This window comes from Thiomonas sp. OC7, assembly GCF_900634595.1.
Classification (GTDB): Bacteria; Pseudomonadota; Gammaproteobacteria; order Burkholderiales; family Burkholderiaceae_C; genus Thiomonas; species Thiomonas arsenitoxydans.
In genome coordinates this window covers 170,838-194,152 of the sequence record NZ_LR131953.1, presented here as the reverse complement: position 1 = coordinate 194,152, position 23,315 = coordinate 170,838, and the positions used below count along the sequence as shown (strand labels likewise).

The window sequence follows — 23,315 nt, the reverse complement described above, 5'->3', positions numbered from 1 at the left end:
ATGGATATGGCCGCTTCCCTCATCGCCACCACCCTGAGCGCGGGCACGCCGCTGGCGCTGGCTTCGCTCGGCCTGCTGATCAACGAAAAGTCGGGGGTGGTGAACCTCGGCGCCGAGGGCATGATGCTGATGGCCGCGGTCATCGGCTTTGCCGTGGCGCTGCATACCGGCAATCAGTGGGCCGCCTTCGGCGCGGGGGCCGCGGCCGGCGCGTTGATGGCCGGCGCCTTGGGGCTGCTGGTGATCTGGCTCAACACCAATCAATACGCCACCGGGCTGGCGCTCACGCTGTTTGGTGCCGGGCTGTCGGCCTTTATCGGCATTGACTATGTGGGCAAGACCCTGCCCAACTTTCAGCCGTGGGACATTCCGGGGCTGAGCAATCTGCCCTTCATCGGCCCGGCGCTGTTCCGCCATCATCTGATGGTCTATCTCACGGTGCTGCTGGCCCTTGGTCTGATCTGGTTCTTCGACCGCACCCGTGCCGGCCTGGTGCTGCGCGCGGTGGGCGAGTCCCCCGAATCGGCGCATGCCCTGGGCTACCCGGTGCGGCGCATCCGTTTGCTGGCGCTGATGTGCGGCGGCGCGCTGGTGGGCGTGGCGGGGGCTTATCTTTCCGTGATCTACACGCCCTTGTGGGTGCAGGGCATGACGGCGGGGCGGGGCTGGATCGCGCTCGCGCTGACCACCTTCGCCACCTGGCGCCCGGCCCGCGTGCTGCTCGGCGCGTATCTGTTCGGGGGGGTGACCATGCTGCAGTTCTTTTTTCAGGGCAGCGGGGTGCAGATTCCGTCGCAATTCCTGTCGATGTTGCCCTACATTGCCACCATCGTGGTGCTGGCGCTGATGTCGCGCAACCCGCTGTGGATCCGCATCAACATGCCTTCGTCCATCGGCAAGCCGTTCACTCCTGGAGGCTGAGCTTTTCGCGCACGCGGGCCCAATTTTTGTATGCAGTTTGATATCACTTTTATGGAGGACTCCATGTTGAAAACCCTGTTGAAAAAACCGCTGGTCGCGCTTGCGGCTGTGGCCAGTGTGCTGGCGATGAGCACGGCGCCAGCGCATGCCACCGATCCGCTGAAGGTCGGCTTCGTCTACGTCGGCCCGGTGGGCGATGCCGGCTGGAGCTTTGCGCACAACCAGGCTCGCCTGGCGCTGCAGGCCAAATTTGGCGACAAGATCAAGACGCAGTTCGTGGAGAGCGTGCCCGAAGGCCCGGATTCGGCCCGCGTGTTCCGCGATCTGGCGCAGCAGGGCGACGGCCTGATTTTCGCCACCAGCTTTGGCTATATGGAATCGGTGCTGCGCGTGGCCAAAGACTTTCCGAACATCAAGTTCGAGCACGCCACCGGCTACAAGACCGCCAAGAATGTCGGCACCTACGACGCCCGCACCTATGAGGGCGCTTACCTCGCCGGGGTGCTCGCTGGCGGCATGACCAAAACCAACGTGCTAGGCGTGGTGGGTTCAGTGCCCATTCCCGAAGTGATTCGCAACATCGACTCCTTCACCCTGGGCGCGCAGTCGGTCAACCCCAAGATCACGACCAAGGTGGTATGGGTGAACAAATGGTTCGATCCGCCCAAGGAAACCGAGGCCGCCACCTCGCTCATCAACCAGGGCGCCGACGTGCTGTTCCAGAACACCGACTCGCCCGCCGTGCTGCAAACCGCGGCCAAAATGGGCAAATACGGTTTTGGCTGGGACAGCAATATGAGCAAGTTTGGTGGCAAATCGCATCTGGCCTCGGCCACGATCAACTGGGCGCCGTTGTATGAAATGCTCACCGCCGAAGTGCTCAAGGGCGACTGGAAACCCGCGCAATACTGGTGGGGCATGAGGCACGACACCATTCAACTGCAGGACATCAGTCCCGCCGTGCCGGAGGCGCTGAAAAAGACCGTGCTCGAGCGCGAGGCCGGTCTGAAGAACGGCAGCTTCAGTATCTGGAAGGGCCCCATCGTCGACCAGTCTGGCAAGACGATGGTGGCGGCGGGCCAGGTGGCTGACGACAAATTCCTCCACGGCATCACGTTCTACGTGAAGGGTGTGGAAGGCCAGGTTCCCGGGCGGTGAGTCACCCGAGTTTTGCTGGCTGAAAACGGGCCGGAGACTGCATGATCCGGCCTGTTTTCATTCAGGCCGCGGCGTCGACCAGCACGACCTCCGCCTCTTCGAGGGCAGTCAGACGCAGCAGGGTTTCGTCGCGGATGGCTGCACCGTCGCGAGCTTGCAGACTCACGCCATTGACCTCCACCTTTCCCCGTGCAGGAACGAGATAGGCCCTGCGGCCTGCGCCTAGCGCGTACTCGACCGAGTCGCCTACCTTGAGCGTTGCGCCCAGCACGCGGGCATCGGCACGGATCGGCAGCGCTTCGGCATCGTCTTTCATGCCACTGGCCAGGGCGATGAACCGGCCGGATCGGTCGGTTTTCGGAAAAGGCTTGGCGCCCCAGGCTGGCGGTACGCCGCGACGGTTGGGCAGAATCCAAATCTGAAATAGGGTTGTCGGGACTGCTTCCCGGTTGAATTCGGAATGCCGGATTCCTGTACCGGCACTCATCACCTGCACGTCACCCGCTTCGGTGCGCCCGCGATTGCCGAGGCTGTCTTCATGCGTGATGGCGCCCTCGCGGACATAAGTGATGATTTCCATGTCGGCGTGGGGGTGGGGTGCAAACCCGGTCGATGGCGCGATGGTGTCATCGTTCCAGACGCGCAGCGCCCCCCAGTTCATGCGCTGAGGGTCGTGATACCCGGCAAATGAAAAGTGGTGCCGCGTGTCCAGCCAGTAGAGGCGGTCGCCGCCGAGTTGTTCAAACGGTCTGCGTTCGATCATGCCGTGCTCCTGTTGTAAGTTGGATTTGTAAGGCACAACATAGTGCAAGGGCAGGGGGTTTGCAGGGCAGCAATTCGGGAGAAGGCAACTGCATTTCCAAGGCCTTGCTCCTAAACTGTGCGAATGATTTCAGACAACCTCATCCCGTCCCGTCCAGACATCGCCGCCTTGCCTGCTGAGCGCGTTGACCATTTGCTGCGCGTCAGCCCGAAGGCTGAATTGCATGTGCATATCGAGGGCACGCTGGAGCCGGAGTTGATCTTTGCGCTGGCGCAGCGCAACGGCGTTTCGCTGCCGTATGCCGATGTCCAGGCGCTGCGCAAGGCCTATGCCTTCAGCGACCTCCAGTCCTTCCTCGATCTGTATTACGCCGGGTGCGATGTGCTGCGCACCGAGCAGGATTTTTTCGATCTGGCCTGGGCTTATTTTCAGCGCGCCGCGCGCGATCATGTGGTGCGCGTGGAGCCGTTTTTCGATCCGCAGAGCCATACCGTGCGCGGCGTCGGATTCGAGGTGTTCATGCCGGCCTTCATCCAGGCGGCGCAGCGGGCGCAGGACGAACTCGGTCTGAGCGTCGGCTGGATTGTGAGCGTGCTGCGCCATCTGCCCGAAGAAGACGCCTTGCAGATGCTCGACGCCGCGCAGCCCTGGCTCGACCATCTCATCGGCATCGGGCTCGATTCGTCCGAGCGCGGTAATCCCCCCGAGAAGTTCGCCCGCGTGTTCGCCCGCGCCCGCGAAATGGGGCTGCACGCCGTGGCGCATGCGGGTGAAGAAGGCCCGCCGGCCTATGTGCTGGGCGCGCTCGACGTGCTGAAAGTCGAGCGCATCGACCACGGTGTGCGCGCCAGCGAAGACCCGGCCTTGATGCAGCGTCTGGCCCGTGAGCAGATGCCGCTCACCGTCTGCCCGCTGTCGAATGTGCGGCTGTGCGTGGTGCCCGACTTGGCACAGCACAACCTGTCGCAGCTGCTTGCCGCTGGGCTGAAAGTCACGGTCAATTCCGACGATCCAGCGTATTTCGGCGGGTATATCAACGACAACCTGACCGAGTTGTTCGCCGCGCAACCCGCCTTGGGTGCGCCGCAGGCCTACGCGCTGCTGCGCAACAGCCTCGAAGCGAGCTTCGCCGCCAATGGCGACAAGGCGCTGTGGATCGCGCAGCTCGATGCGCAGTGGCGACAAGCCGCATGACGCACGGCATGAACCGCCCGCAATCGCTCAGCGATCCCGTGGTGGCGCAGACCCGCGCCTGGGTTGACCGCATGGTGATAGGGCTGAATCTGTGCCCCTTTGCCAAGGCGCCGCAGGTGAAAGGCCGTATCCGCTATGTGCACTGCGAGGCCACGATGCCCGAGGACTTGCTGAGCCGCCTCGGCGATGAGCTGCAATTGCTGATGCGCACCGCGCCCGACGAGGTGGAAACCACCTTGCTCATTCACCCGCACACGCTCGCGCATTTCGCGCAGTACAACGCCTTTCTCGACGAGGCCGATGCGCGGGTGGAACAACTTGGCCTGCGAGGCATCCTGCAGATCGCCAGTTTTCACCCGCAGTATCGGTTTGCCGGCGCTCGCCCGAACGACGTGACCAACGCGACCAATCGCTCGCCGTTTCCCATGCTGCATCTCATCCGTGAATCCAGCATCGACCGCGCGGTGGCCGCTTTTCCCGAAGCGGCCGCCATCTACCAGGCCAACCGGGCGACGATGCGCCGTCTCGGCAAGCAGGGCATCGCGGCCTTGCTGGCGCAGTGTCGGAGCGGGGCGGGGTAGGTCAATTTATCCCCACCTGCATCACTGGATTGGCTCGCTGTAGCATTTGTTCACATTTCGACGTGAGGAGACAGCGATGTGGAACGAAGATCTGAAGGCGCAATTCCAGAGTCTCGCACCGGGCCGTCCCGACGGCGAGTTGTCCAGGCGTGATTTCGTGCGTACCGCGCTGGGAGTGGGTTTCGCCGCAGCGGCAGGACCGGTGATCGCGCAGACTGTGGTGCAAACCTCGGCGGACGGCCTGCTCGCTGGAGAGCTGCGGATCGAATCCGGCGGCCAGAAGATTCCGGTCTACCGGGCGCAGCCCAAGGGCAAAACCGATCTGCCCGTGGTGCTGGTGGTGTCGGAGATTTTCGGGGTGCACGAGTACATCGCCGATGTCGCCAGGCGCTTCGCGCATCAGGGTTATCTGGCGCTGGCGCCCGATCTGTTCGTGCGGCAAGGCGACCCGATGGCCTATGGCAGCATCGCCGAGGTGATGAGCAAGGTCATCTCCAAAGTGCCCGATGCCCAGGTGATGCAGGATCTAGACGCCTGCCGAAACTGGGCGCTGGCCAATGGCGGCAAGGCGGACCATGTCGGCATCACCGGGTTCTGCTGGGGCGGGCGCATGGTGTGGCTTTACTGCGCGCATGCGCCGGTACAGGCGGGCGTGGCCTGGTATGGCCGCCTGGTCGGCACGCCTTCTGATTTGGCGCCCAAGAACCCGGTGGATATCGCCAATGAACTCAAGGCGCCCGTGCTCGGTCTTTACGGCGGCAAAGACCAGGGCATTACGCAGGAATCAGTCGAGCAGATGCGCAAGGCGCTTGCCGACGGCAGCGCTGCGGCCAAGGCGTCCGAAATCGTGGTGTATCCCGATGCCGGTCACGGTTTTCACGCGGACTACCGGCCCAGCTACAACGCCAAGGACGCCCAGGACGGCTGGAACCGCGCGCTGGCCTGGCTGCGTCAGCATCAGGTGGTAGCCGCCGCCGACGAGCCGCCGCAGGACGGCATGTGTCAGACGGAACGAGGGTTTCCGCAGACTTTCCCGGTGGACAAACTGCTCAGCGGCTGAGGTGGTTTTTGGGGTGCCTACGCCCTCAGCGAACGACCAGCACCGGCAGTTTGGAATGCGACAGCACCCGCGAGGTCTGGCTGCCCAGCATGGCCGAGGTCATGCCGCTGCGGCCGTGCGAGGCAATGACGATGGCGTCGCAGCCCTGCTTTTCGGCGGCGGCGAGCAGGCCGCGCCAGGCTTGGGCGTCTTCTTCCACCACGGTGTCGCAACTCAGCCCGGCCGCATTGATGCGCTCGCTCATGTGCTGCAGCGCCACATTGGCCTGTTTGCGAACTTCGTCCTGCCACTGGTCCATGCCGACGGGCATGACTTCGATCGCTCCGATGTAGGGGTACAGATCGATGACCGAGCAGACGGTGATTTTGGAGCCGAATTTTTTCGCTAGCTCGATGGTGTAGGGCAGCGCTTTGTCCGCGAGCTCTGAGCCGTCGGTGGACAAGAGTAGATGGTTGAACATGGGAGTGCTCCTTTTGAATGGCTGGTCAGCGCAGGACCAGTACCGGAATGGTGGAATGGGTCAGCAGCTTCTGGGTTTCGCTGCCCAGTAGCAGGGCTTGCATGCCGCGGCGTCCGTGGGAGGCGATCACCACCAGATCGCAACCGCGCTCCTTGGCCACGTCGAGCATGGCTTTCCAGGGGTGGATGTCTTCGGCAATGATGGGCTCGAAGGCCAGATCAGCGGCCTTGCAGGCGTCCTGCAGGGGCTTGAGGGCGTCTTCAGCCTCTTGCGTGACGTGCACGCGGTACTGATCCGCCGTGATGGGCACGGTTTCGGCCAGGCCGGAGTAGGGATACGGGTCGGTGACGTTGAGGCCCACCACCGCAGCGCCACAGCTTTTGGCCAAAGCTACTGCATGGGGAATCACTTTGGCCCCGGTGTCGGAACCGTCGGTGGGGACGAGTATTTTTTTATACATATCGATCTCCGTTTAGAGTAGGTGAGCTGTAGGTGAACTGATCGGGATTGCGGTGGATATAAGCCTCAATCACTATCCATATGCTGCTCCTCGAATGTATTGGCGGGCTTGTTGCAGATCAAACCTTGCCGGGGGCGCGCCCGGTTGCCACGGGGCGTGCCGGATCGGCGCACCACTCGCTCCAGGAGCCGGGGTAGAGAAGGCTGCCGTCCATGCCGGCGTAGGTCATCGCCAGCAGATTGTGGCAGCCCGTGACGCCGGAGCCGCAATGATGGATCACATCGCGCGGGTCCCAGTCTTCGAGCAGCGCGGTGAATTCTTCGCGCAGTTGCTCGCGCGATTTGAAGGTGCCGTCGGGCTGGAGATTGGTCTGGAAGAAGCGGTTTTTCGCCCCGGGAATATGCCCGCCGACCGGATCGATCGGCTCGACTTCGCCCGCATATCGCTCCGGCGCGCGCGCGTCCAGAACGAGATGCTTGCCGCTGTGCAGGTTGTCGAGCACACCGCGCGCAGGCACGGCGCCCACCAGCGCGGGGCGGCGGCTGAAGTCACCCGGGGCCCTAGCCGCTGGCGCCGTGCCCTCGCTCGCGCCGCCAGCGGCGATCCAGGCCTGCCAGCCGCCGTCGAGCACGGCCACCGCGTCGTGGCCGAGCCAGCGCAGCATCCACCACAGGCGCACGGCGAAGCTGCCTCCGGTTCGGTCGTAAGCGACGACCTGCTGGTTTTGGCGCAGGCCGAGTTGGGCGAGTCGGGCTGCGAAGGCGTCGGCATCAGGCAAAGGGTGCCGACCGTTGTGCCCGCTTTTTGGGGCGGACAGATCGCGGTCGAGGTGAAGAAGGATCGCGCCAGGAATATGAGCTTGGTCATAGGCCTGCTGGCCTGCGTCGGGCTGGGCGAGGTCATGGCTGCAGTCGACGATGAAAGCGTCACGCAGTGAGGCCAGTTCGGCGGCGGTAATCAGGGTGGTGTAATGTGAGGACATGGTGCGTAGCGTCTGTTCCGAAGCAGGGAATGCGAAACCATAAAGCAAAAACCCGCATGGTGGCTTCCGATGCGGGTTGAAAAGGGTCTGCAGCCCGCTCAGGCTGGAACCTGCAGTTTGTCGCGGTACCAGGCGTGGAAGTGGCGCATGCCGTCTTCCATCGGCGACTGGTAGGGGCCGTGCTGATCGTCGCCGCGCTCGAACAGCGCTTTGCGACCGGCGTCCATGCGCTCGGCGATTTCGTCGTCTTCTGCGCAGGTTTCCATATAGGCCGCGCGCTCGGCCATGATGAACTCGCGCTCGAACGCTGCGATTTCTTCCGGGTAGAAAAACTCCACCATGTTCAGGGTCTTCTGCGGGCCCAGCGGGTAGAGCGTGGACACCACAAGCACATGCGGATACCACTCCAGCATGATGTTGGGGTAGAGGGTGAGCCAGATGGCGCCGTGTTCGGGCAGCTTTTTGTCGGAGCGGAAGTTGAGTACCGCCTGATGCCATTTGCTGTACACCGCGCTGCCCGGGTGCTGCAGACCTTCATGAACGCCCACGGTCTGCACACTCCACTGCGGCGCGAACTGCCATTGCAGCACGTTGCAATCGACGAACTTGCCCAGCCCGGGGTGGAAGGGCACGACGTGGTAGTCCTCCAGATAGACCTCGATGAAGGTCTTCCAGTTGTAGTTGCACACGTGCATTTCGGTGTGGTCGTGCACGAAGCCGGTGAAGTCGAACTCCTTAAGCACGGCCAGTTGCGCCATGGTCTGGGCCACGGGATAGCCGTTGTCCTCGAACAGCATGCCGTTCCAGCGCTGCAGCGGGTAGGTTTGCAGATGCAGGCAGGGGTCTTGCTCGAAGTGCGGGGCGCCGACGAGTTGACCGTCGAGACCGTAGGTCCAGCGATGCAGCGGGCAGACGATATTCTTGCCCGTGCTGCCCATGCCGCGCAGCATCACGGCCTGTCGGTGGCGGCAGATGTTGGACAGCAGTTCAATGCCTTCAGGCCCGTGAATCAGCGCGCGGCCTTCACCTTCCTGGGCGAGCGCGGCGTAGTCGCCGATCTTGGGTACCGTGAGTTCATGTCCGAGATAGCGCGGGCCGGAGCGGAATATCTGTTCCTGCTCCAGCTTGAACAAGTCGTCATCGAAATAGGTTGAAACCGGCAATTGCAAATGATCTTGCGACAGACGAATGCTCAGATCGGACATGATGGCGATGCACCTCCACACTTCGTTGAAAAGAACCCCTACCTAATGCAGCGGCCGATTGTAGAGTCCATGCTTCACGCCGAGCCGCGATGCCGCGCCTAAAATGGGCACTTCTCTTCCTTTCGCCACAAGATGCCCGCCGCCAAAACTGCCCGCCATGCCGATCAGGCCCCAGCCAGCTACGAACAGGCGCTGGCCGAGTTGGAGCAGATCGTGCAGGCCATGGAAGGAGGGCAGCTCAGCCTCGACGACACGCTGTCTTCCTACAAGCGTGGCAATCTGCTGCTGCAGTTCTGCCGCAGCAAACTGCAGGCGGTGGAGCAGCAGGTTCAGGTGCTCGATGGCGAGCAGCTCAAACCCTTGCGCACGGAACCCGATGAGGAGGATGACCGTGTCTGAGGTGCTGCAGTTGGAGAGCGTGCCACCGGGTTCCACCCAACCGGGCGTGCTGCCGCTCAACCACTCCTTTGATCACTGGCTGCACCAGCACCAGTCCCGGGCCCAGCAGTTGATCGAGCGCTTCGTGCCGCCGGAGCATCCGCTGGTGCCGCAGTTGCACGAGGCCATGCACTATGCCGCGGCCATGGGGGGCAAGCGCGTTCGCCCCCTGCTGGTGTGGGCTGCGGGCGAGTGTGTGCAGGCCGATGATCAGGCGCTCGACCGTGCCGCCTGCGCGGTGGAATTGGTGCATGCCTATTCGCTGGTGCACGACGATCTGCCCTGCATGGACGACGACGTGCTGCGGCGCGGCCAACCCACAACCCATGTGCGATTCGGTGAAGCCCTGGCGCTGCTGGCCGGAGATGCCTTGCAAGCCCTGGCCTACGAAGTGCTGACGCCCGAGGCAGACATCGCCCCGGCGTTGCAGGCGCGGCTATGTGCGCTGCTGGCGCGGGCTTCCGGCGCAGACGGCATGGCCGGTGGCCAAACGCTCGACATTCTTGCGACCGGAGGCGCGGTCAGCGGTGACGATCTGATGCATATGCACAGCCGCAAGACCGGCGCCTTGCTCAAGGCCAGCGTGCTGATGGGCGCAGCCTGCGGCGGGTTCGATACGAAGCATCCGGCGCAAACGTATACGGCTCTGGAAACCTATGGCGACGCCGTTGGCCTGGCCTTTCAGGTGGTGGATGACATTCTGGATGTCACCGCCGATTCACACACCCTCGGAAAAACCGCGGGCAAGGACGCGCAGCAAAACAAGTCCACCTACGTCTCGGCGCTGGGTCTCGATGCCGCGCGCAAACTGGCGCATGGTCTGCGTGACAAGGCGCAGGCCGCACTCGACACCCTGCCGCCGCCACAACGCGCGGCCAGCCAGCGCTTGCGCGAACTGGCCGATCTGATCGTGTTGCGCGAGCATTGACCTGGCCACACCTCGATTTCCCCATCTACTCAAGAGACAGTCGCTATGAATCAACGCCAAGGTTGCGCGCTCCCGGCTCTCGCTGCAGCCACTGCGCTGGGCACGCTGGGCGGGGCGCTCTGGCTGCAGCGCAAGGGGTTTGCCCCCTGTCCGCTGTGCATTCTGCAGCGCATGGCTTATCTGGGCGTGTTGATTTTTTCGCTTTCCGCCATCAGCCTGATCCGCTCGAATGCTCGGCTTGCCGCGCGTGTCGTGTTGGGCTTCGGGGTGCTCAGCGGCCTTGTCGGGCTGGGTTTTGCCGCCCGGCATATCTGGCTGGTTTTGCACCCGGGGCAGCTCTGCGGCCTCGACCCGCTTGCTGCGGTGATCAACCACTGGCCGGTTACGCAGTGGGCGCCGTGGATGTTTCGCGCAGATGGGCTTTGCGCCGATACCCCTTCGGTGTTCGGTTTGGCGCTGCCGTTCTGGTCTGCGGCCGGATTCGTTCTGGCGTCTGCCCTGCTGCTCGCCGCGATGTGGCGTCGCGCTTCTCCCCCAACACGCTGACTCAGGCGCCGCTCCACGCGTGGTTCCACGCTTCGCCATCATGACTGCTACGTTTTCTCTGCTGAACCGCATCGCCTCGCCTGAAGATCTGCGTGCGCTCGACCGCGCGCACCTGCGGCAACTGGCGGTTGAGCTGCGTGAATTCATTCTGCAATCGGTGTCGCGCACTGGCGGGCATCTGTCGTCGAACCTCGGCACCGTGGAATTGACCATTGCTTTGCACGCGGTGTTCAACACCCCGCATGACCGACTGGTGTGGGATGTCGGGCATCAGACCTACGCCCACAAAATTCTCACCGGACGCCGCGAAGGCATGCGCGGCTTGCGGCAGAAGGGCGGCATATCCGGTTTTCCGCGCCGTGACGAATCGCCGTTCGATGCCTTCGGCACCGCCCATTCGTCCACCTCGATTTCGGCTGCGCTGGGTATGGCGCTGGCCGCTCAGCGCAAAGGCGAATCGCGGCGCGTGGTCGCCGTGATCGGCGATGGAGCGCTCACGGGAGGTATGGCTTTCGAGGCGCTCAACAACGCCGGCGTGCATCCCGAGGCCGATCTGCTCATCGTGCTCAACGACAACGACATGTCGATCTCTCCGCCGGTGGGCGCGCTCAATCGCCACCTCACCGGCCTGCTGTCGGGCGGACTGTTCACCGCCGCGCGCAGCACCGCCAAACAGGTGCTCAGCGCCGCGCCGCCTTTGCTCGGTCTGGCGCGCCGCCTGGAGGAATATGCCAAGGGGCTGGTGGCGCCTTCGCCTTTGTTCGAAGAGCTCGGGGTGAAGTATTTCGGCCCGATCGACGGGCACGACCTCGATGCGCTCATTCCCACCCTGCACAATCTGCGCGACATGCACGGCCCCATCCTGCTGCATGTGGTGACCAAGAAGGGGCAGGGCTACAAGCTGGCCGAGGCCGATCCGGTGGCCTATCACGGGCCGGGACGGTTCGATCCGGCCGTGGGGCTGGCGCCCGGCAAACCGGGCAAGGCGCCCACCTTCACTCAGGTGTTCGGTCAGTGGCTGTGCGACATGGCGCAGGCCGACGCGCGTCTGGTGGGCATCACGCCGGCCATGCGCGAGGGCTCCGGCCTGGTTGAGTTTGCCGAGCGCTTTCCGCGGCGCTATTTCGATGTCGGCATTGCCGAGCAGCACGCAGTCACCTTTGCTGCCGGTCTGGCTTGCGAAGGCATGAAGCCGGTGGTGGCGATCTACTCCACCTTCCTGCAGCGCGGCTACGACCAGGTGATTCACGATGTGGCCATTCAGAATCTGCCGGTGATGTTCGCGGTGGACCGGGCCGGTGTGGTGGGGGCGGACGGGGCGACGCATACCGGCGCCTTCGACATCCCCTTCCTGCGCTGCGTGCCCAATCTCAGCGTGCTTACCCCGGCGGACGAAAACGAATGCCGGCAATTGCTCACCACGGCCTACCGCCACGATGGCCCTGCGGCCGTGCGCTACCCGCGCGGCAGCGGTGCTGGGGTGGCGGTGCAGACCTCGCTCACCGAATTGCCCTGGGGGAAATCGCAGCCGCGGCGCGCCAGTGCCGCCAAGCCGGGACAGCGCATCGCCCTACTCGCTTTCGGTCCGGTGCTCTACGCCGCGCTCCAAGCGGCGGAGGAATTCGACGCCAGCGTGATCAATATGCGCTTTGTGAAACCGCTCGATACGGCGGCGCTGCTGGCCGCTGCAAGTAGTCACGATGCTCTGGTCACCGCGGAAGAAGGAGTGGTCAGTGGCGGGGCGGGCTCGGCCTGTCTGGAGGCTTTGCAGGCGGCGGGCGTTGAGATTCCGGTGCTCAACCTCGGTTTGCCCGACGCCTGGCTCGAACATGGCGACCCCGCGCAAATCACCACTGACATCGGCCTGGACGCCGCGGGCATTGCCGCGAGCGTACGCAAACGCTTTGGCGCCTTGCTTCATCCCGCAGGCCGTCAGCGCGCGGCCAACGAATAAAACCTCACGGTGTGCCGAGGCACTGGCCGAGGTTATTCGCTAGATTGCGCATCAACTGGGTATAGCCTTCCAGGCCCAGCGGGCCCTTGGCGCCGAGCGGGTCGAGTGTGCCGACTCGCGCCTGGGTTCCCTCGATCAAGGTCTGCACCAGACGCGGTTCGAACTGCGGCTCGGCAAACACGCAGACCACGCCCAGCGACTTGATCTTGTCGCGCATCTGACTCACGCGTCGCGCATTGGCCATGGCGTCGGGGCTGACCAGAATCGAGCCGACCGCACGCAGTCCGAAGGCATGTTCGAAGTATTGATAAGCGTCGTGAAACACGATGAAGGGCTTGTTTTTGACCGGGGCGAGTTGCGCGGTGAGTTCCGCCGTCATGGCATCGATGCGCTGCACCGTCTGCTCTGCATTGGCTTGGTATTGCGCCGCATGTTGCGGGTCTTTCGCCGCCAGCGCGCGGGCTGCGCTGCGCACGATGACCTTGGCATTGGTGGGCGACAGCCAGAGATGGCCATCGAAGCTGCCGGTGTGCATCGGGTCATGTTCGTCGCTGTGTTCATGCTCGTCGCCGTGGTCGTGCGACACCGCCAGCTTCGGGGCAGGGCGCTTGCGTTCCCAGTCGCCGCCCGTGCGCGCGGGCAGCAAGTCCATGCCGGGCTGGGTGGAAAGCGTGACCACCTGGGTCGATTTGGGCAGCGCCTTGGTGATCTTGGTCAGCGCAGGCTCGACGTCCGACCCGATCCAGAACAGAAGCTGCGCCTGTTCGGCGCTGGCTCGCTCAGAGGGCTTGAACGCATAGGTGTGGGGCGAATTTCCCGGCGGAATCAGCACCGTGGGTTTGCCCACCCCGGCCATGACGGCCGCCACCAGATCGGCCACGGGTTTGATGCTCACCGCGACCCTTGGGGTTTCAGCCTGCGCCCCCAGCGGGGTCAGGGTAGCAGCGAGCAAAGCCGAAAGGGATAAGAGACGTCGTAGGAAGATCATTTTGAACGATGACGTGGAGAAAGTAATTAGTTACAATATAACACTTGCAACAGAAATATATCGCCCTTGTCTCCCACAGAACCCCTTATCGCCCTCGAGGGCATCCATGTGCAACGTCACGGTAACGCGCTGCTCACCGACGTGAGCCTGCGCGTGCTGCCGCGCCAGATCGTGACGCTGGTCGGCCCGAATGGTGCGGGAAAGACCACGCTGGTGCGCGTGCTGCTCGGCTTGATGACCGCGGATCGGGGCGCCGTGCGGCGGCGTAACGGGCTGCGCGTGGGCTATGTGCCGCAGCGTTTCACCCCGCCGCCCAGCCTGCCGATGGACGTGGACGGTTTTCTGCGTCTGGCGGGCCCGAGTACCGAGCCGCAGCGCGAGCAGCGGCTGGCAGAGAACGGCGCCGGCGATCTGCTGCGGCGGCCGCTGCGGGCGCTTTCCGGCGGAGAAATGCAGCGGGTTCTGCTCGCCCGGGCGATGCTGCGCGAGCCCGATTTGCTGGTGCTCGACGAACCGGCGCAAGGGCTCGATGTGCAGGGTCAGCAGGAGTTCTATGCCTTGATCGCCCGCCTGCGTGACGCATCTGGTTGTGGCGTGCTGCTGGTTTCGCACGATCTGCATCTGGTCATGGCCGCCACCGACGAGGTGGTTTGCCTGGAGCGCCATGTGTGCTGCGTGGGGCGGCCCGAAGACATCAGCGTACATCCGGAGTACCTGCGACTTTTCGGACGCGATCTGGCCGGGCTGGCGGTCTATCGTCATCACCACGATCATCATCACGACCTGCACGGCAATATCGTGCCCGATGCAGCCGAAGGACGGACGCCCCATGACTGAATTCCTGCTGCCTGATTTCGTCTGGCGCGCCTTGATCGGCGGCGTGGGCGTGGCGCTGCTGGCAGGGCCGCTGGGTTGCTTTGTGGTGTGGCGCCGCATGGCCTACTTCGGCGAAACGCTGGCGCACTCGGCCTTTCTGGGAGTGGCGCTGGGGCTGCTGCTGCACCTCGATCCGGTCATCGGCGTGCTCGCGGTGAGCGTGGTCATCGCCCTCGTTCTGGCGCGACGACAACCGGCGGAAGGCATTGCCGAAGACACGCTGCTCGGTCTGCTGGCGCACACCAGTCTGGCGCTGGGCTTGGTGGTGCTGGCCTTCATGGAGGACGTGCGCGTCGATTTGTTCTCTTACCTGTTCGGCGACATCCTGGCGCTCAGGGCGGCGGATTTGGGCTGGATTCTTCTGATCGACGTCGTGGGCCTGTCTTTGCTGGCCTGGCTGTGGCAGGGCTTGCTGGCGCTCACCGTGCATGAAGAACTCGCCGCCGTTGAGGGGCGGCGGGTGAAATTGCTGCAACTGGCGTTCATGCTGGTGCTGGCGGTTTTCGTCGCGCTGGCGATGAAGCTCGTGGGTATTTTGCTCACCGTTGCCATGCTCATCATTCCGGCGGCGGCGGCGCGGCGACTGGCGCGCACGCCGGTGCAGATGGCGCTGGGCGCGGCCGCAATCGGTGCAGTCGCCGTCCTGCTGGGGCTGCTGGCCTCACTGCATTCCGACCTGCCCTCGGGCCCCGCCATGGTGGTCGCGGCGGCGCTGCTGTTTTTGCTGCTGCGGGTGTTGCCGCAGCGCGGCTGAGAGGGTGTGAACAAATCCGCCATGCCCGCTCATCGCACCCAAATCGTCCCACTCGGTGTTGCAAATGCGCGCCGTGCCGACGGGCACGGCTGTGCTTTGCGCCTTGATTGGAACCCTTTGGGCGCGCTGCTCGGCCACGCCGGATTCATTCACACCCTCTGGCGCCGCCATTTCCGCAGACCGCGCAAGGATGTGCGCTGTCCGGGATAATCTGAGAACTTTTCTCAACTATGCCCCGGGCGGGCGATACCGAATCCCATCGGCGCAGCCCCACCCGTCATTCCATGAACAAACCCTTTGAAGCCATTCCGGATATCCAGAGCACTGTGGACGAGCGCCATATCGCGATCCAGCGGGTCGGGGTCAAGGGTTTGCGCTATCCCCTCAATGTGCGTTTGCGCGACGGCAGCATTCACCCGAGCATCGCCCAGGTAACGGCCGATGTGGCGCTGCCCGCCGAGAAAAAGGGCACGCATATGTCGCGCTTCGTCGAACTGCTCGAAGCCATGCCCGAGGCGATGGACGCGCAGGCGTTTGCCGCGCTCACCCGGCAGATGCTGCCCAAGCTGAATGCCACGGCGGGGCGTCTGGAATTCGCCTTCACCCTGTTTCTGCGCAAAACCGCACCGGTCTCGGGCGTGCAAAGCCTGCTCGACTACGAAGCGGGGTGGATCGCGGAAGCGCGCGGCGATCAACTCAAGCTGACCGCCAAGGTCATGGTGCCGGTGAAATCGCTGTGCCCGTGTTCGAAGGAGATCTCGGATTACGGCGCGCACAACCAGCGCTCGCACATCACCATCACGGCCGAGTTGCTTCAGCCGGTGGCGCTGGAAGAACTCATCCGCATTGCCGAGGAAGAGGCGTCGTGCGAGATCTGGGGCCTGCTCAAGCGCCCGGACGAAAAATATGTCACCGAGCACGCCTACGAAAATCCCAAATTCGTCGAGGATCTGGTGCGTGATGTTGCCGCCCGGCTCAATGCCGATCCGCGTATCGGGCATTACGTGGCCGAGGCGGAGAACTTCGAGTCCATCCACAATCACTCGGCCTACGCCCTGATCGAGCGGGTTTGAGCGGCGTCATTCGACCTCTCGCAAGGCCTTGAGACGGTAGAGGGTTTCAAGCGCCTGACGCGGCGTGAGGGTGTCGGGATCGATGTCATCGAGCGCCTGGGTCACCGCTTCGTGCGTGGGGGCTGGCGCTGGCTCTGCTTCATCGATTTCAGCAGGCGCGGCAAACAAATCGAGCTGCGCTTCCTGTTGCTGATGCTGGCGTTCCAGCGCGTCGAGCCGCTTGCGGGCGTCGCGGATGACGGCAGGCGGCACCCCCGCCAACTGGGCGACCTGCACGCCATAGCTGCGGCTGGCCGGCCCTTCGCGCACCTCGTGCAGAAACACAATGCCCTGCGGCGTTTCCGCTGCGCCCACATGGATATTGACGGCCTGCGGGTGGCGCAGCACCAAGTCCGTCAACTCGAAGTAATGTGTGGCGAACAGGGTGAGGCTGCGGTTGCGGTCGTGCAACTGCGCCGCAATGGCCGCGGCCAGCGCGAGGCCGTCGAAAGTGGAGGTGCCGCGCCCGACCTCGTCCATCAACACCAGGCTGTGCGGTGTGGCTTGCCGCAGAATCGCTGCGGTTTCGGCCATTTCGACCATGAAGGTCGATTGCCCGCTGGCCAGATCGTCGGAGGCGCCGATGCGGGTGAAAATCGCGTCCAGCGGGCCGATGCGAGCGCTGCGGGCCGGGACATAGCTGCCGAGATAGGCGAGCAGGGCGATCAGCGCGGTCTGCCGCATATAGGTGGATTTGCCGCCCATGTTCGGCCCGGTGAGAATGAGCAGGCGGCGCTGTTCGTCGAGCTGGCAATCGTTGGGAATGAAGCGGTCGACCCGGCTCTCGATGACCGGATGGCGGCCACCCACGATGTCGATGCCCGGCACCTCGACGAACTCGGGGCAGACCCAGCCGAAGGTGCTCGCGCGCTCGGCCAGGGCGGCCAGGGTGTCGAGCAGGGCGACGGCCTGCGCGGCGCGGCGGATATCGGCCAGCGCGGGTTGCAGCGCTTCGATGACGCCCTCGAACAAGACTTTCTCACGCGCCAGTGCGCGATCCTGCGCGGAAAGCGCCTTGTCCTCGAAAGCCTTGAGTTCCGGGGTGATGTAGCGCTCGGCGCCTTTGAGCGTCTGGCGACGACGGTAGTCGTCGGGCACTTTGTCGGTCTGGCCGTGGGTGACTTCGATAAAAAACCCGTGAACCTTGTTGTATTGCACCCGCAGATTGGCGATGCCGGTGCGCGCGCGCTCGCGCTGCTCCAGTTCCACAAGAAAGCTGCCGCAGTCGGTGTCGATGGCGCGGAGTTCGTCGAGTTCGGCATCGAAATCGGCCGCGATCACACCGCCATCGCGCAGATTCAACGCCGGTTCGGCCGCGATGGCGCGTTGCAGCAAGGCGGCGGGTTCGGGCGGCAAATCAAGCTGCGCATCAATGGTTTGCAGCAAGGCGCAGCGTTCGAACGCGGCCGCCTGGCGACGCAGTGCAGGCAGGCGCTGCAGGCCGTCGCGCAACGCCGACAGTTCGCGCGGCTTGGCCTGCTTCAGCGCGATGCGCGCGGCAATGCGCTCCAGATCGGCAATGCCGCGCAGGCTGCCACGCAATGCCGCCAAATCGCCGTCGATCAGTGCCTGCAAAGCGGCGTGGCGCGCGCGGGCGACGTTGGCGTCACGCGGTGGCGCCTGCAGCCAGTCGCGCAGCAGGCGGCTGCCCGCCGCAGTCTGACAACTGTCGAGATGGGAAAGCAGCGTGGGGCTGTCTTCGCCGCGCAAGGGTTGCAGAATCTCCAGATTCCGGCGGGCCACGGCGTCCAGCCGCAGACTGTGTTCGGCTCGCTCAACGCGCAGATCGGCCAGCAGGGGCAGCGTGCCACCCTGGGTCTGCTCGGCGTAGGTCAACAAGGCGGCAGCGGCGGCGTGTGCCGCGCCCAGGGCTTGCGCGCCGAACCCGTCGAGATGCGCCACCTGCAGCTGCGCGCAGAGCTTGCGCATGCCGAGCGCGGCGTCGAAATGCCATTCCGGTCGCTCGGTCGTATGGGGCCAACGAGGTTCGTTCGGCAGGGTTTGGTGTTGCGGCCACAACACCTCGGCAGGCGCGATGCGGGCCAGCCAGTCGGGCAGGGCGGCCGCTTCGCACTGCGCCAGGGTGAGGCCGCCGCCGGTCAGCGCCATCCACGCCAGCCCCCATTCGCCACGCGCCGATTTCGGCGGCGCAATGGCCAGCAGAATGGCGTCGCGCTTGTCGTCGAGCAGCGTCTGTTCGGTGAGCGTGCCCGGTGTGACCACCCGCACCACACGGCGTTCGACCAGCCCCTTGGCCTGCGCCGGATCGCCGATCTGCTCACAGATCGCCGCAGACTCACCGAGCTTGACGAGCTTGGCCAGATAGCCATCGAGCGCCTGCGCCGGCACCCCAGCCATGATGACCGGCTCGCCCGCCGACTGACCGCGCCGGGTCAGCGTGATGTCGAGCAGCCGCGCGGCCTTCTCGGCGTCGTCGTAAAACAGTTCGTAGAAATCGCCCATGCGACACAACAGCAGCGTGCCGGGATGTTCCGCCTTCATGCGCAGGTATTGCTGCATCAGCGGTGTGTGCGCGGAAATGCTACTCAATTGATTTCCTTGATAAAATTTTTTAAGTTATTGTTAATAAGAGGTGTTTTCAGCATATCGAGCGCGTGGCGAGAGCCTGAGAAATCGGAACATCGCCCTGCGCCACATCTCTGCACTAATGATTCAGGCGTAGCTTTTTGGGCGTTGATAAAAAAGTTACGCCAAAAATTTCGCCTTCCAGAAAAACTTACGCTGACCTCTGTGCCGATTATGGAGTTTGGCGCGCGCTGCTCTCATGCTCTTTCCGGGAAAGCTCATGGCGCCAGCACCGGGTAAATGCCAGAGCCCAACGGTACGCGATGTTTGCGATATCTATCTGAGAGGGCACATCAAGAATCGAGCCGAAAAGGGGAGGGTGGAGATTCGTCGGACGTTCGATTTGATGCTTGCAGGCATTGCCGACCTCGATGCCGCCACAGTCACCCGCAAGGTCGCATCAGTTCATCTCAGCGATTCGACCACATCTCAGTACAGGCGGCGATCCCTGCAAGGAATTGAGGGCGGCCTGGAACACCGCCCGGATTCCGGCGATCTTCCGCAGACCACGCCAAATGGGTGGCGTTCGGCGCTCCGCGGCAAACTCAAGTCCAAAGAGCGCGCGAAGCTGGTCGATGAGTCGCAAGGGCAACGGCTGGGATCATGTGCCGACCGAGAGCCTGTGGGTCAGCCCGATGAAGTTCGAAGCAAACTGGCACGCGGGCCAGTCAAAACAAGCCGCGTAACCAGGTGGCTTTGGACTATGTCGAACAGGGGCAAGGTCTCTGCTTCGATCGGCTCACCCCGCGCAGCATGACAGTTGTGTCACATCCTTGGTGAAGGTCTGGGCGGCCAGCTTCAGGCCTTCGACCATGGTCAGGTAGGGGAAGAGTTGGTCGGCCAGTTGCTGCACCGTCATGCGGTTGCGAATGGCGAGCGCGGCCGTCTGGATGAGTTCGCCTGCCTCGGCGGCCACCGCCTGGACGCCGAGCAGGCGCCCGCTTTGCGCCTCGGCGACCAGCTTGATGAAGCCGCGCGTGTCGAAGTTGGCCAGGGCGCGGGGGACGTTGTCCAGGCTCAGCGTGCGGCTGTCGGTCTGGATGCCTTGTCGCTGCGCCTGCGCCTCGCTCAGTCCCACCGTGGCCACTTGCGGGTCGGTGAACACCACGGACGGCATGGCCGAGAGGTCGAGCGTCGCCTCGCCACCGGTCATGTTGACGGCCGCACGCGTGCCCCCGGCTGCGGCCACATAGACGAATTGCGGCTGATCGGTGCAGTCGCCCGCGGCGTAAATGTGCGGCACATTGGTGCGCAAATGGTCATCGACCACGATGGCGCCGTGCGCATCGCATTGCACGCCGGCAGCGTGCAGATCGAGCGCCGCGGTGTTGGGCGCGCGGCCCGTGGCCACCAGCAGGCGCTCGGCGCGGATCTCGCCCTGGTTCGTGGTCAGCGCGAAGCAGCCGTCGGCGTAGGCCACCGCACCGACCTGGGCGTGAGTCAGCACGGTGAGGCCCTCTTCGCGCAGTGCGGCGGTCAACGCCTCGCCGATGGCCGGGTCGTCGCGCGACAGCAGGGTGTTGCGCGCGACCAGGGTGACCTGGCTGCCCAGGCGGGAGTAGGCCTGGGCCAGCTCCAGCGCGACGACAGAAGAGCCGATGACCGCCAGGCGCGGCGGAATCGTATCGGCCTCCAGCGCCTCGGTCGACGTCCAGTACGGCGTGCCCTTCAGTCCCGCAATCGGAGGAATGGACGGGCTGGCGCCGGTGGCGATGAGGCAGCGGTCGAAGCTCACCTGGCGTGTGCTGCCGTCGTGCAGGGTCACGGCCAGCGTTCGGGCGTCCTGGAACCGGGCGGTGCCGTGCAGGGTGGCGATGGCGGGCTGACCCTCGAGGATGCTTTCATATTTGGCGTGGCGCAGCTCATCGACGCGCGCCTGCTGCTGCGCGAGCAGTTTGTCACGCAGGATGGCGGGGGAGGTGGGTGGGATGCCCGCGTCGAACGGGCTGCGGCGGCGCAACTGGGCGATGTGCGCGGCGCGGATCATGATCTTGGACGGCACACAGCCGACGTTGACGCAAGTGCCGCCGATCACCCCGCGTTCGATCAGCGTGACGCGCGCGCCGCTGTCGGCCGCCTTGATCGCCGCCGCCATGGCCGCGCCGCCGCTGCCGATGACGGCGATGCGCAGATCGCTGGCGTCACCGCGGGCAGGATGGGTAGAACGGGCCGAGTCGGTCGAACCGTACGATGGTGTCGGCGCACGATCCGCCTGCTTTGCCGCGTAGCCCGCCTTGGCCACGGCCGCAGCCATCGCCTCGAACGAGATGCTGTCATCGGTCACGACTTCGGCCGTCCCCAGCGGGTACGACACCTGCGCGGATTTCACGCCCGGCAGCGTTTCCAGGGCGTGTTTGACGTGGGTGGCGCAGGCGTTGCAGGTCATGCCGCTGATGCTCAGGATTTCCATGGGCTTCTCTTCGGGTTGGAGGGGGCCGGTTCAGATCGGCCGGTCGCGTGCGCTGCGGCCGCAGCAAAGCGCGATCGGCTCATCACAGACGGCTTATTGCACGACCGTCGAGGGATAGCCCGCATCGGTGGTGGCTTTGATCAGGGTCTTGACGTTGGTCTTGGCATTGTCGAAGGTGATCACGGCGTCTTTTTTCATCTCATCCACGCTGACTTTTTCCACGCCGGGAACGGCGGTCAGCGCCTTGTGCACGGTGATCGGGCAGACCCCGCAGGTCATGCCCGGCACGGCGAGGGTCACGGTCTGCTCTGCAGCCCAGGCAGGGGCACTGAAAACGCAGGCGGCGGCAATAGCAGTCAGGAGCTTGTTCATGAGGATTCCTTTCGATTCAATAAAACAGGGGAGCGACATAGGGAAACGACAGCGCCACGACGATCAGCGCGGCGACGATCCAGAACAGCAGCCGGTAGGTGGCGTTGACCTGGGGAATGGCGCAGACCTCGCCCGGTCTGCAGGCTGCAGGCGCTCTGAACAGGCGGCGCCAGGCGAAGAACAGGGCGATGAGAGCCGCGCCGATGAAAATCGGTCGATACGGTTCGAGCAGGGTGAGGTTGCCGATCCACGCGCCGCTGATGCCCAGCGACAGCAGGATCAGCGGGCCCAGGCAACAGGTCGAGGCCAGGATGGCCGCGAGCCCGCCGGCAAACAGCGCGCCGCGCCCGGCGGGCGCGTGTGGTGGTCTGGATTGCGACATGCCGAAACTCCATGGAGTGGACGATGTCGGCACTGTAGAGCCGTACCAAAGTACGGAGTCAAGCCGCATCGCGCTTTGGTTGACAAGGCGGCATGGCCTTTGCCGTTCAGCCGGCGCATGGCCGCTGGAACCTGGCTGGTCAGGGAGCGTGAACCTCGCCGTGGAGGGCGTCGATCAGGGGGCAGGACATAGAGCCATCGCTGCAGGCGCAGGCGCGAATCATCTCGGCCAGCGCCGACTCGATGCGCCTGAGGTTGTCGAGCTTGGTGCGCACGTCGCGGAGCTTGCGCTCACCGAGCTCACGCGCCTGGTCGCAGTGCATGCCGTCATCGAGCTGCAGCAGACCGGCAATCTCGTCGAGGCTGAAGCCCAGACCTTGGGCCGATTTGATGAAACGCAGGCGGGCAACGTCACCGGGCCCGTAATGACGGAAGCTTCCCTGGGTTCGCTCGGGTTCACCCAGCAAGCCCTTGCGCTGGTAGAACCGGATGGTTTCGACGTTGACGCCGACCGCCTTGGCGACGGCGCCGATGGTCAAACCATTTGAATTGAGTGGCATCGTCTTGGCTCCGATTCGGGGCGGCAAATTGCTGCGCGACGGGACGAGCTGCCGATCGGCGCCAACAGCTCCGATTTAAATGGCAGGCTTTGATCGTCATGCTTTTTAAGTGCGATCGCGTGTAGCCTTTGCGATCGTTGCGACTGGAGAGCTGCGCCCCTATGGCTGCATTATTCTCAAAAAGGGGTGCGGCTCTGAGGGGCGAATGACACCTAACCTCAGATACCGAACGGCTGTTGATTCAGAACCCGGATTCGGCCACGATGCGCACCACGATCTTGCCCTTGGCCTCGCGCTGGCTGAGCCGCAGAAGGGCTTGTGTGGCGTGCTCCAAACCCAGCTGTTCCGTGATTTCCGGGCGCACACTCCCAGCCACAAACCACTGCAGCAATTGCCGCACGTTGGCGGCATGCTGCCTGGGGTTGCGCTGCACGGCTTCGGCGTAAACGCCACCCACAGGATCCAGCACCACGTCGGCGCCTTTGCCTTCGGTCAGTCCCATCAGGCGTCGGCGCAGGTCCTCGCTGGCATAGTCCAGCAGCGTGTCAGCGCCATGCTGAAAAATGCCGACACGCTTGACACACAAAGAAATAAAAACAAGAATGCGAACCGTTATCAATAACGGA

General features: G+C 64.1%; 25 protein-coding genes and 1 pseudogene. 14 read left to right on the top strand and 12 right to left on the bottom strand.

The genetic code is table 11. The features are described 5' to 3' along the window. Positions 1 to 921 (top strand): ABC transporter permease, encoded by a 921-nt coding sequence (locus BIO17B3_RS01000; protein WP_156052644.1) that lies wholly within the window; start codon positions 1 to 3, stop codon positions 919 to 921. A gap of 63 nt (positions 922 to 984) precedes the next feature. After that, on the top strand, positions 985 to 2,079 hold the full coding sequence (locus BIO17B3_RS00995) for a BMP family ABC transporter substrate-binding protein (protein ID WP_156052643.1): 1,095 nt from the start codon (positions 985 to 987) through the stop codon (positions 2,077 to 2,079). Positions 2,080 to 2,140: 61 nt separating this feature from the next. Here BIO17B3_RS00995 and BIO17B3_RS00990 read toward each other — a convergent pair whose 3' ends face one another. Further along, entirely contained in the window at positions 2,141 to 2,842 is a 702-nt protein-coding gene (locus tag BIO17B3_RS00990; RefSeq protein ID WP_156052642.1) for a pirin family protein, read from the bottom strand. A gap of 123 nt (positions 2,843 to 2,965) precedes the next feature. Between BIO17B3_RS00990 and BIO17B3_RS00985 the strand changes: the two genes are divergently transcribed. From BIO17B3_RS00985 to BIO17B3_RS00975, 3 genes are all read left to right on the top strand, one after another. Beyond that, positions 2,966 to 4,036 (top strand): adenosine deaminase, encoded by a 1,071-nt coding sequence (locus BIO17B3_RS00985; RefSeq protein WP_156052641.1) that lies wholly within the window; start codon positions 2,966 to 2,968, stop codon positions 4,034 to 4,036. Positions 4,037 to 4,044: 8 nt separating this feature from the next. Then, positions 4,045 to 4,617 (top strand): DUF1415 domain-containing protein, encoded by a 573-nt coding sequence (locus tag BIO17B3_RS00980; protein WP_156052640.1) that lies wholly within the window; start codon positions 4,045 to 4,047, stop codon positions 4,615 to 4,617. 76 nt (positions 4,618 to 4,693) lie between these two features. Next, positions 4,694 to 5,677: a dienelactone hydrolase family protein gene (locus tag BIO17B3_RS00975; protein ID WP_156052639.1), complete on the top strand. Its 984-nt coding sequence runs from the start codon at positions 4,694 to 4,696 to the stop codon at positions 5,675 to 5,677. A gap of 25 nt (positions 5,678 to 5,702) precedes the next feature. Here BIO17B3_RS00975 and BIO17B3_RS00970 read toward each other — a convergent pair whose 3' ends face one another. The 4 genes from BIO17B3_RS00970 to BIO17B3_RS00955 form a co-directional block, all read right to left on the bottom strand. Then, positions 5,703 to 6,137 (bottom strand): universal stress protein, encoded by a 435-nt coding sequence (locus BIO17B3_RS00970; protein ID WP_013105777.1) that lies wholly within the window; start codon positions 6,135 to 6,137, stop codon positions 5,703 to 5,705. A gap of 25 nt (positions 6,138 to 6,162) precedes the next feature. Next, complete coding sequence (locus BIO17B3_RS00965; RefSeq protein WP_013105778.1) at positions 6,163 to 6,597, bottom strand: universal stress protein; 435 nt, start codon at positions 6,595 to 6,597, stop codon at positions 6,163 to 6,165. 118 nt (positions 6,598 to 6,715) lie between these two features. After that, positions 6,716 to 7,579, bottom strand: a complete 864-nt coding sequence (locus tag BIO17B3_RS00960; RefSeq protein WP_156052638.1) for a sulfurtransferase — start codon at positions 7,577 to 7,579, stop codon at positions 6,716 to 6,718. Between the two features lie 98 nt (positions 7,580 to 7,677). Continuing rightward, positions 7,678 to 8,784 (bottom strand): aromatic ring-hydroxylating dioxygenase subunit alpha, encoded by a 1,107-nt coding sequence (locus BIO17B3_RS00955; protein WP_013105781.1) that lies wholly within the window; start codon positions 8,782 to 8,784, stop codon positions 7,678 to 7,680. A gap of 132 nt (positions 8,785 to 8,916) precedes the next feature. Here BIO17B3_RS00955 and BIO17B3_RS00950 point away from each other — a divergent pair, with 132 nt between their 5' ends. Genes BIO17B3_RS00950 through dxs form a run of 4 tightly spaced genes read left to right on the top strand, consistent with a single transcriptional unit; the run spans position 8,917 to position 12,650 of the window. Next, a complete protein-coding gene (locus BIO17B3_RS00950; protein WP_156052637.1) occupies positions 8,917 to 9,183 on the top strand; it encodes an exodeoxyribonuclease VII small subunit in 267 nt (88 codons plus the stop codon). After that, positions 9,170 to 10,150, top strand: a complete 981-nt coding sequence (locus BIO17B3_RS00945) for a polyprenyl synthetase family protein (RefSeq protein ID WP_156052636.1) — start codon at positions 9,170 to 9,172, stop codon at positions 10,148 to 10,150. The genes BIO17B3_RS00950 and BIO17B3_RS00945 overlap by 14 nt, the downstream gene beginning before the upstream one ends. 45 nt (positions 10,151 to 10,195) lie before the next feature. Beyond that, positions 10,196 to 10,696, top strand: coding sequence for a disulfide bond formation protein B (locus BIO17B3_RS00940; protein WP_156052635.1), 501 nt, complete (start codon positions 10,196 to 10,198; stop codon positions 10,694 to 10,696). 40 nt (positions 10,697 to 10,736) lie between these two features. After that, positions 10,737 to 12,650 carry a 1-deoxy-D-xylulose-5-phosphate synthase gene (gene dxs, locus BIO17B3_RS00935; protein ID WP_156052634.1) on the top strand — a complete coding sequence of 638 codons (1,914 nt, stop codon included), beginning with the start codon at positions 10,737 to 10,739 and terminating at the stop codon, positions 12,648 to 12,650. A 4-nt stretch (positions 12,651 to 12,654) separates the two neighbouring features. Here dxs and BIO17B3_RS00930 read toward each other — a convergent pair whose 3' ends face one another. Next, positions 12,655 to 13,545 (bottom strand): zinc ABC transporter substrate-binding protein, encoded by an 891-nt coding sequence (locus BIO17B3_RS00930; protein ID WP_232054143.1) that lies wholly within the window; start codon positions 13,543 to 13,545, stop codon positions 12,655 to 12,657. A 159-nt stretch (positions 13,546 to 13,704) separates the two neighbouring features. Here BIO17B3_RS00930 and BIO17B3_RS00925 point away from each other — a divergent pair, with 159 nt between their 5' ends. The 3 genes from BIO17B3_RS00925 to folE2 all read left to right on the top strand — a co-directional run bounded on the left by BIO17B3_RS00925 (position 13,705) and on the right by folE2 (position 16,341). Beyond that, positions 13,705 to 14,475: an ATP-binding cassette domain-containing protein gene (locus BIO17B3_RS00925; protein WP_197737893.1), complete on the top strand. Its 771-nt coding sequence runs from the start codon at positions 13,705 to 13,707 to the stop codon at positions 14,473 to 14,475. Continuing rightward, on the top strand, positions 14,468 to 15,268 hold the full coding sequence (locus BIO17B3_RS00920) for a metal ABC transporter permease (RefSeq protein ID WP_156052632.1): 801 nt from the start codon (positions 14,468 to 14,470) through the stop codon (positions 15,266 to 15,268). The genes BIO17B3_RS00925 and BIO17B3_RS00920 overlap by 8 nt, the downstream gene beginning before the upstream one ends. A 284-nt stretch (positions 15,269 to 15,552) precedes the next feature. Continuing rightward, on the top strand, positions 15,553 to 16,341 hold the full coding sequence (gene folE2 / locus BIO17B3_RS00915; protein ID WP_013123239.1) for a GTP cyclohydrolase FolE2: 789 nt from the start codon (positions 15,553 to 15,555) through the stop codon (positions 16,339 to 16,341). Positions 16,342 to 16,347: 6 nt separating this feature from the next. Here the strand turns inward: folE2 and mutS are convergent, their stop codons facing one another. Further along, positions 16,348 to 18,900: a DNA mismatch repair protein MutS gene (mutS, locus tag BIO17B3_RS00910; protein ID WP_232054343.1), complete on the bottom strand. Its 2,553-nt coding sequence runs from the start codon at positions 18,898 to 18,900 to the stop codon at positions 16,348 to 16,350. Positions 18,901 to 19,186: 286 nt separating this feature from the next. Between mutS and BIO17B3_RS00905 the strand changes: the two genes are divergently transcribed. Beyond that, the gene (locus tag BIO17B3_RS00905; protein WP_172978984.1) at positions 19,187 to 19,723 is read left to right on the top strand and encodes a hypothetical protein; all 537 of its coding nucleotides are present in this window, start codon (positions 19,187 to 19,189) and stop codon (positions 19,721 to 19,723) included. On the opposite strand, the gene merA is transcribed toward BIO17B3_RS00905, so the two are convergent. From merA to merR, 4 genes are all read right to left on the bottom strand, one after another. Further along, positions 19,706 to 21,376, bottom strand: coding sequence for a mercury(II) reductase (gene merA / locus BIO17B3_RS00900; protein ID WP_156052630.1), 1,671 nt, complete (start codon positions 21,374 to 21,376; stop codon positions 19,706 to 19,708). The genes BIO17B3_RS00905 and merA overlap by 18 nt on opposite strands. Before the next feature lie 93 nt (positions 21,377 to 21,469). After that, positions 21,470 to 21,748: a mercury resistance system periplasmic binding protein MerP gene (gene merP / locus BIO17B3_RS00895; RefSeq protein ID WP_156052629.1), complete on the bottom strand. Its 279-nt coding sequence runs from the start codon at positions 21,746 to 21,748 to the stop codon at positions 21,470 to 21,472. Positions 21,749 to 21,764: 16 nt separating this feature from the next. Beyond that, positions 21,765 to 22,130 (bottom strand): mercuric ion transporter MerT, encoded by a 366-nt coding sequence (gene merT / locus BIO17B3_RS00890; protein WP_156052628.1) that lies wholly within the window; start codon positions 22,128 to 22,130, stop codon positions 21,765 to 21,767. Between the two features lie 139 nt (positions 22,131 to 22,269). Continuing rightward, entirely contained in the window at positions 22,270 to 22,689 is a 420-nt protein-coding gene (gene merR / locus BIO17B3_RS00885; protein ID WP_156052627.1) for an Hg(II)-responsive transcriptional regulator, read from the bottom strand. Positions 22,690 to 22,798: 109 nt separating this feature from the next. Here merR and BIO17B3_RS19430 point away from each other — a divergent pair. Continuing rightward, a pseudogene (locus BIO17B3_RS19430) lies at positions 22,799 to 22,870 on the top strand (RbsD/FucU domain-containing protein); the annotation flags it as partial. Positions 22,871 to 22,930: 60 nt separating this feature from the next. Here the strand turns inward: BIO17B3_RS19430 and BIO17B3_RS00875 are convergent. After that, positions 22,931 to 23,275 carry a zinc-binding dehydrogenase gene (locus BIO17B3_RS00875; protein ID WP_232054142.1) on the bottom strand — a complete coding sequence of 115 codons (345 nt, stop codon included), beginning with the start codon at positions 23,273 to 23,275 and terminating at the stop codon, positions 22,931 to 22,933. Positions 23,276 to 23,315: the final 40 nt, after the last annotated feature.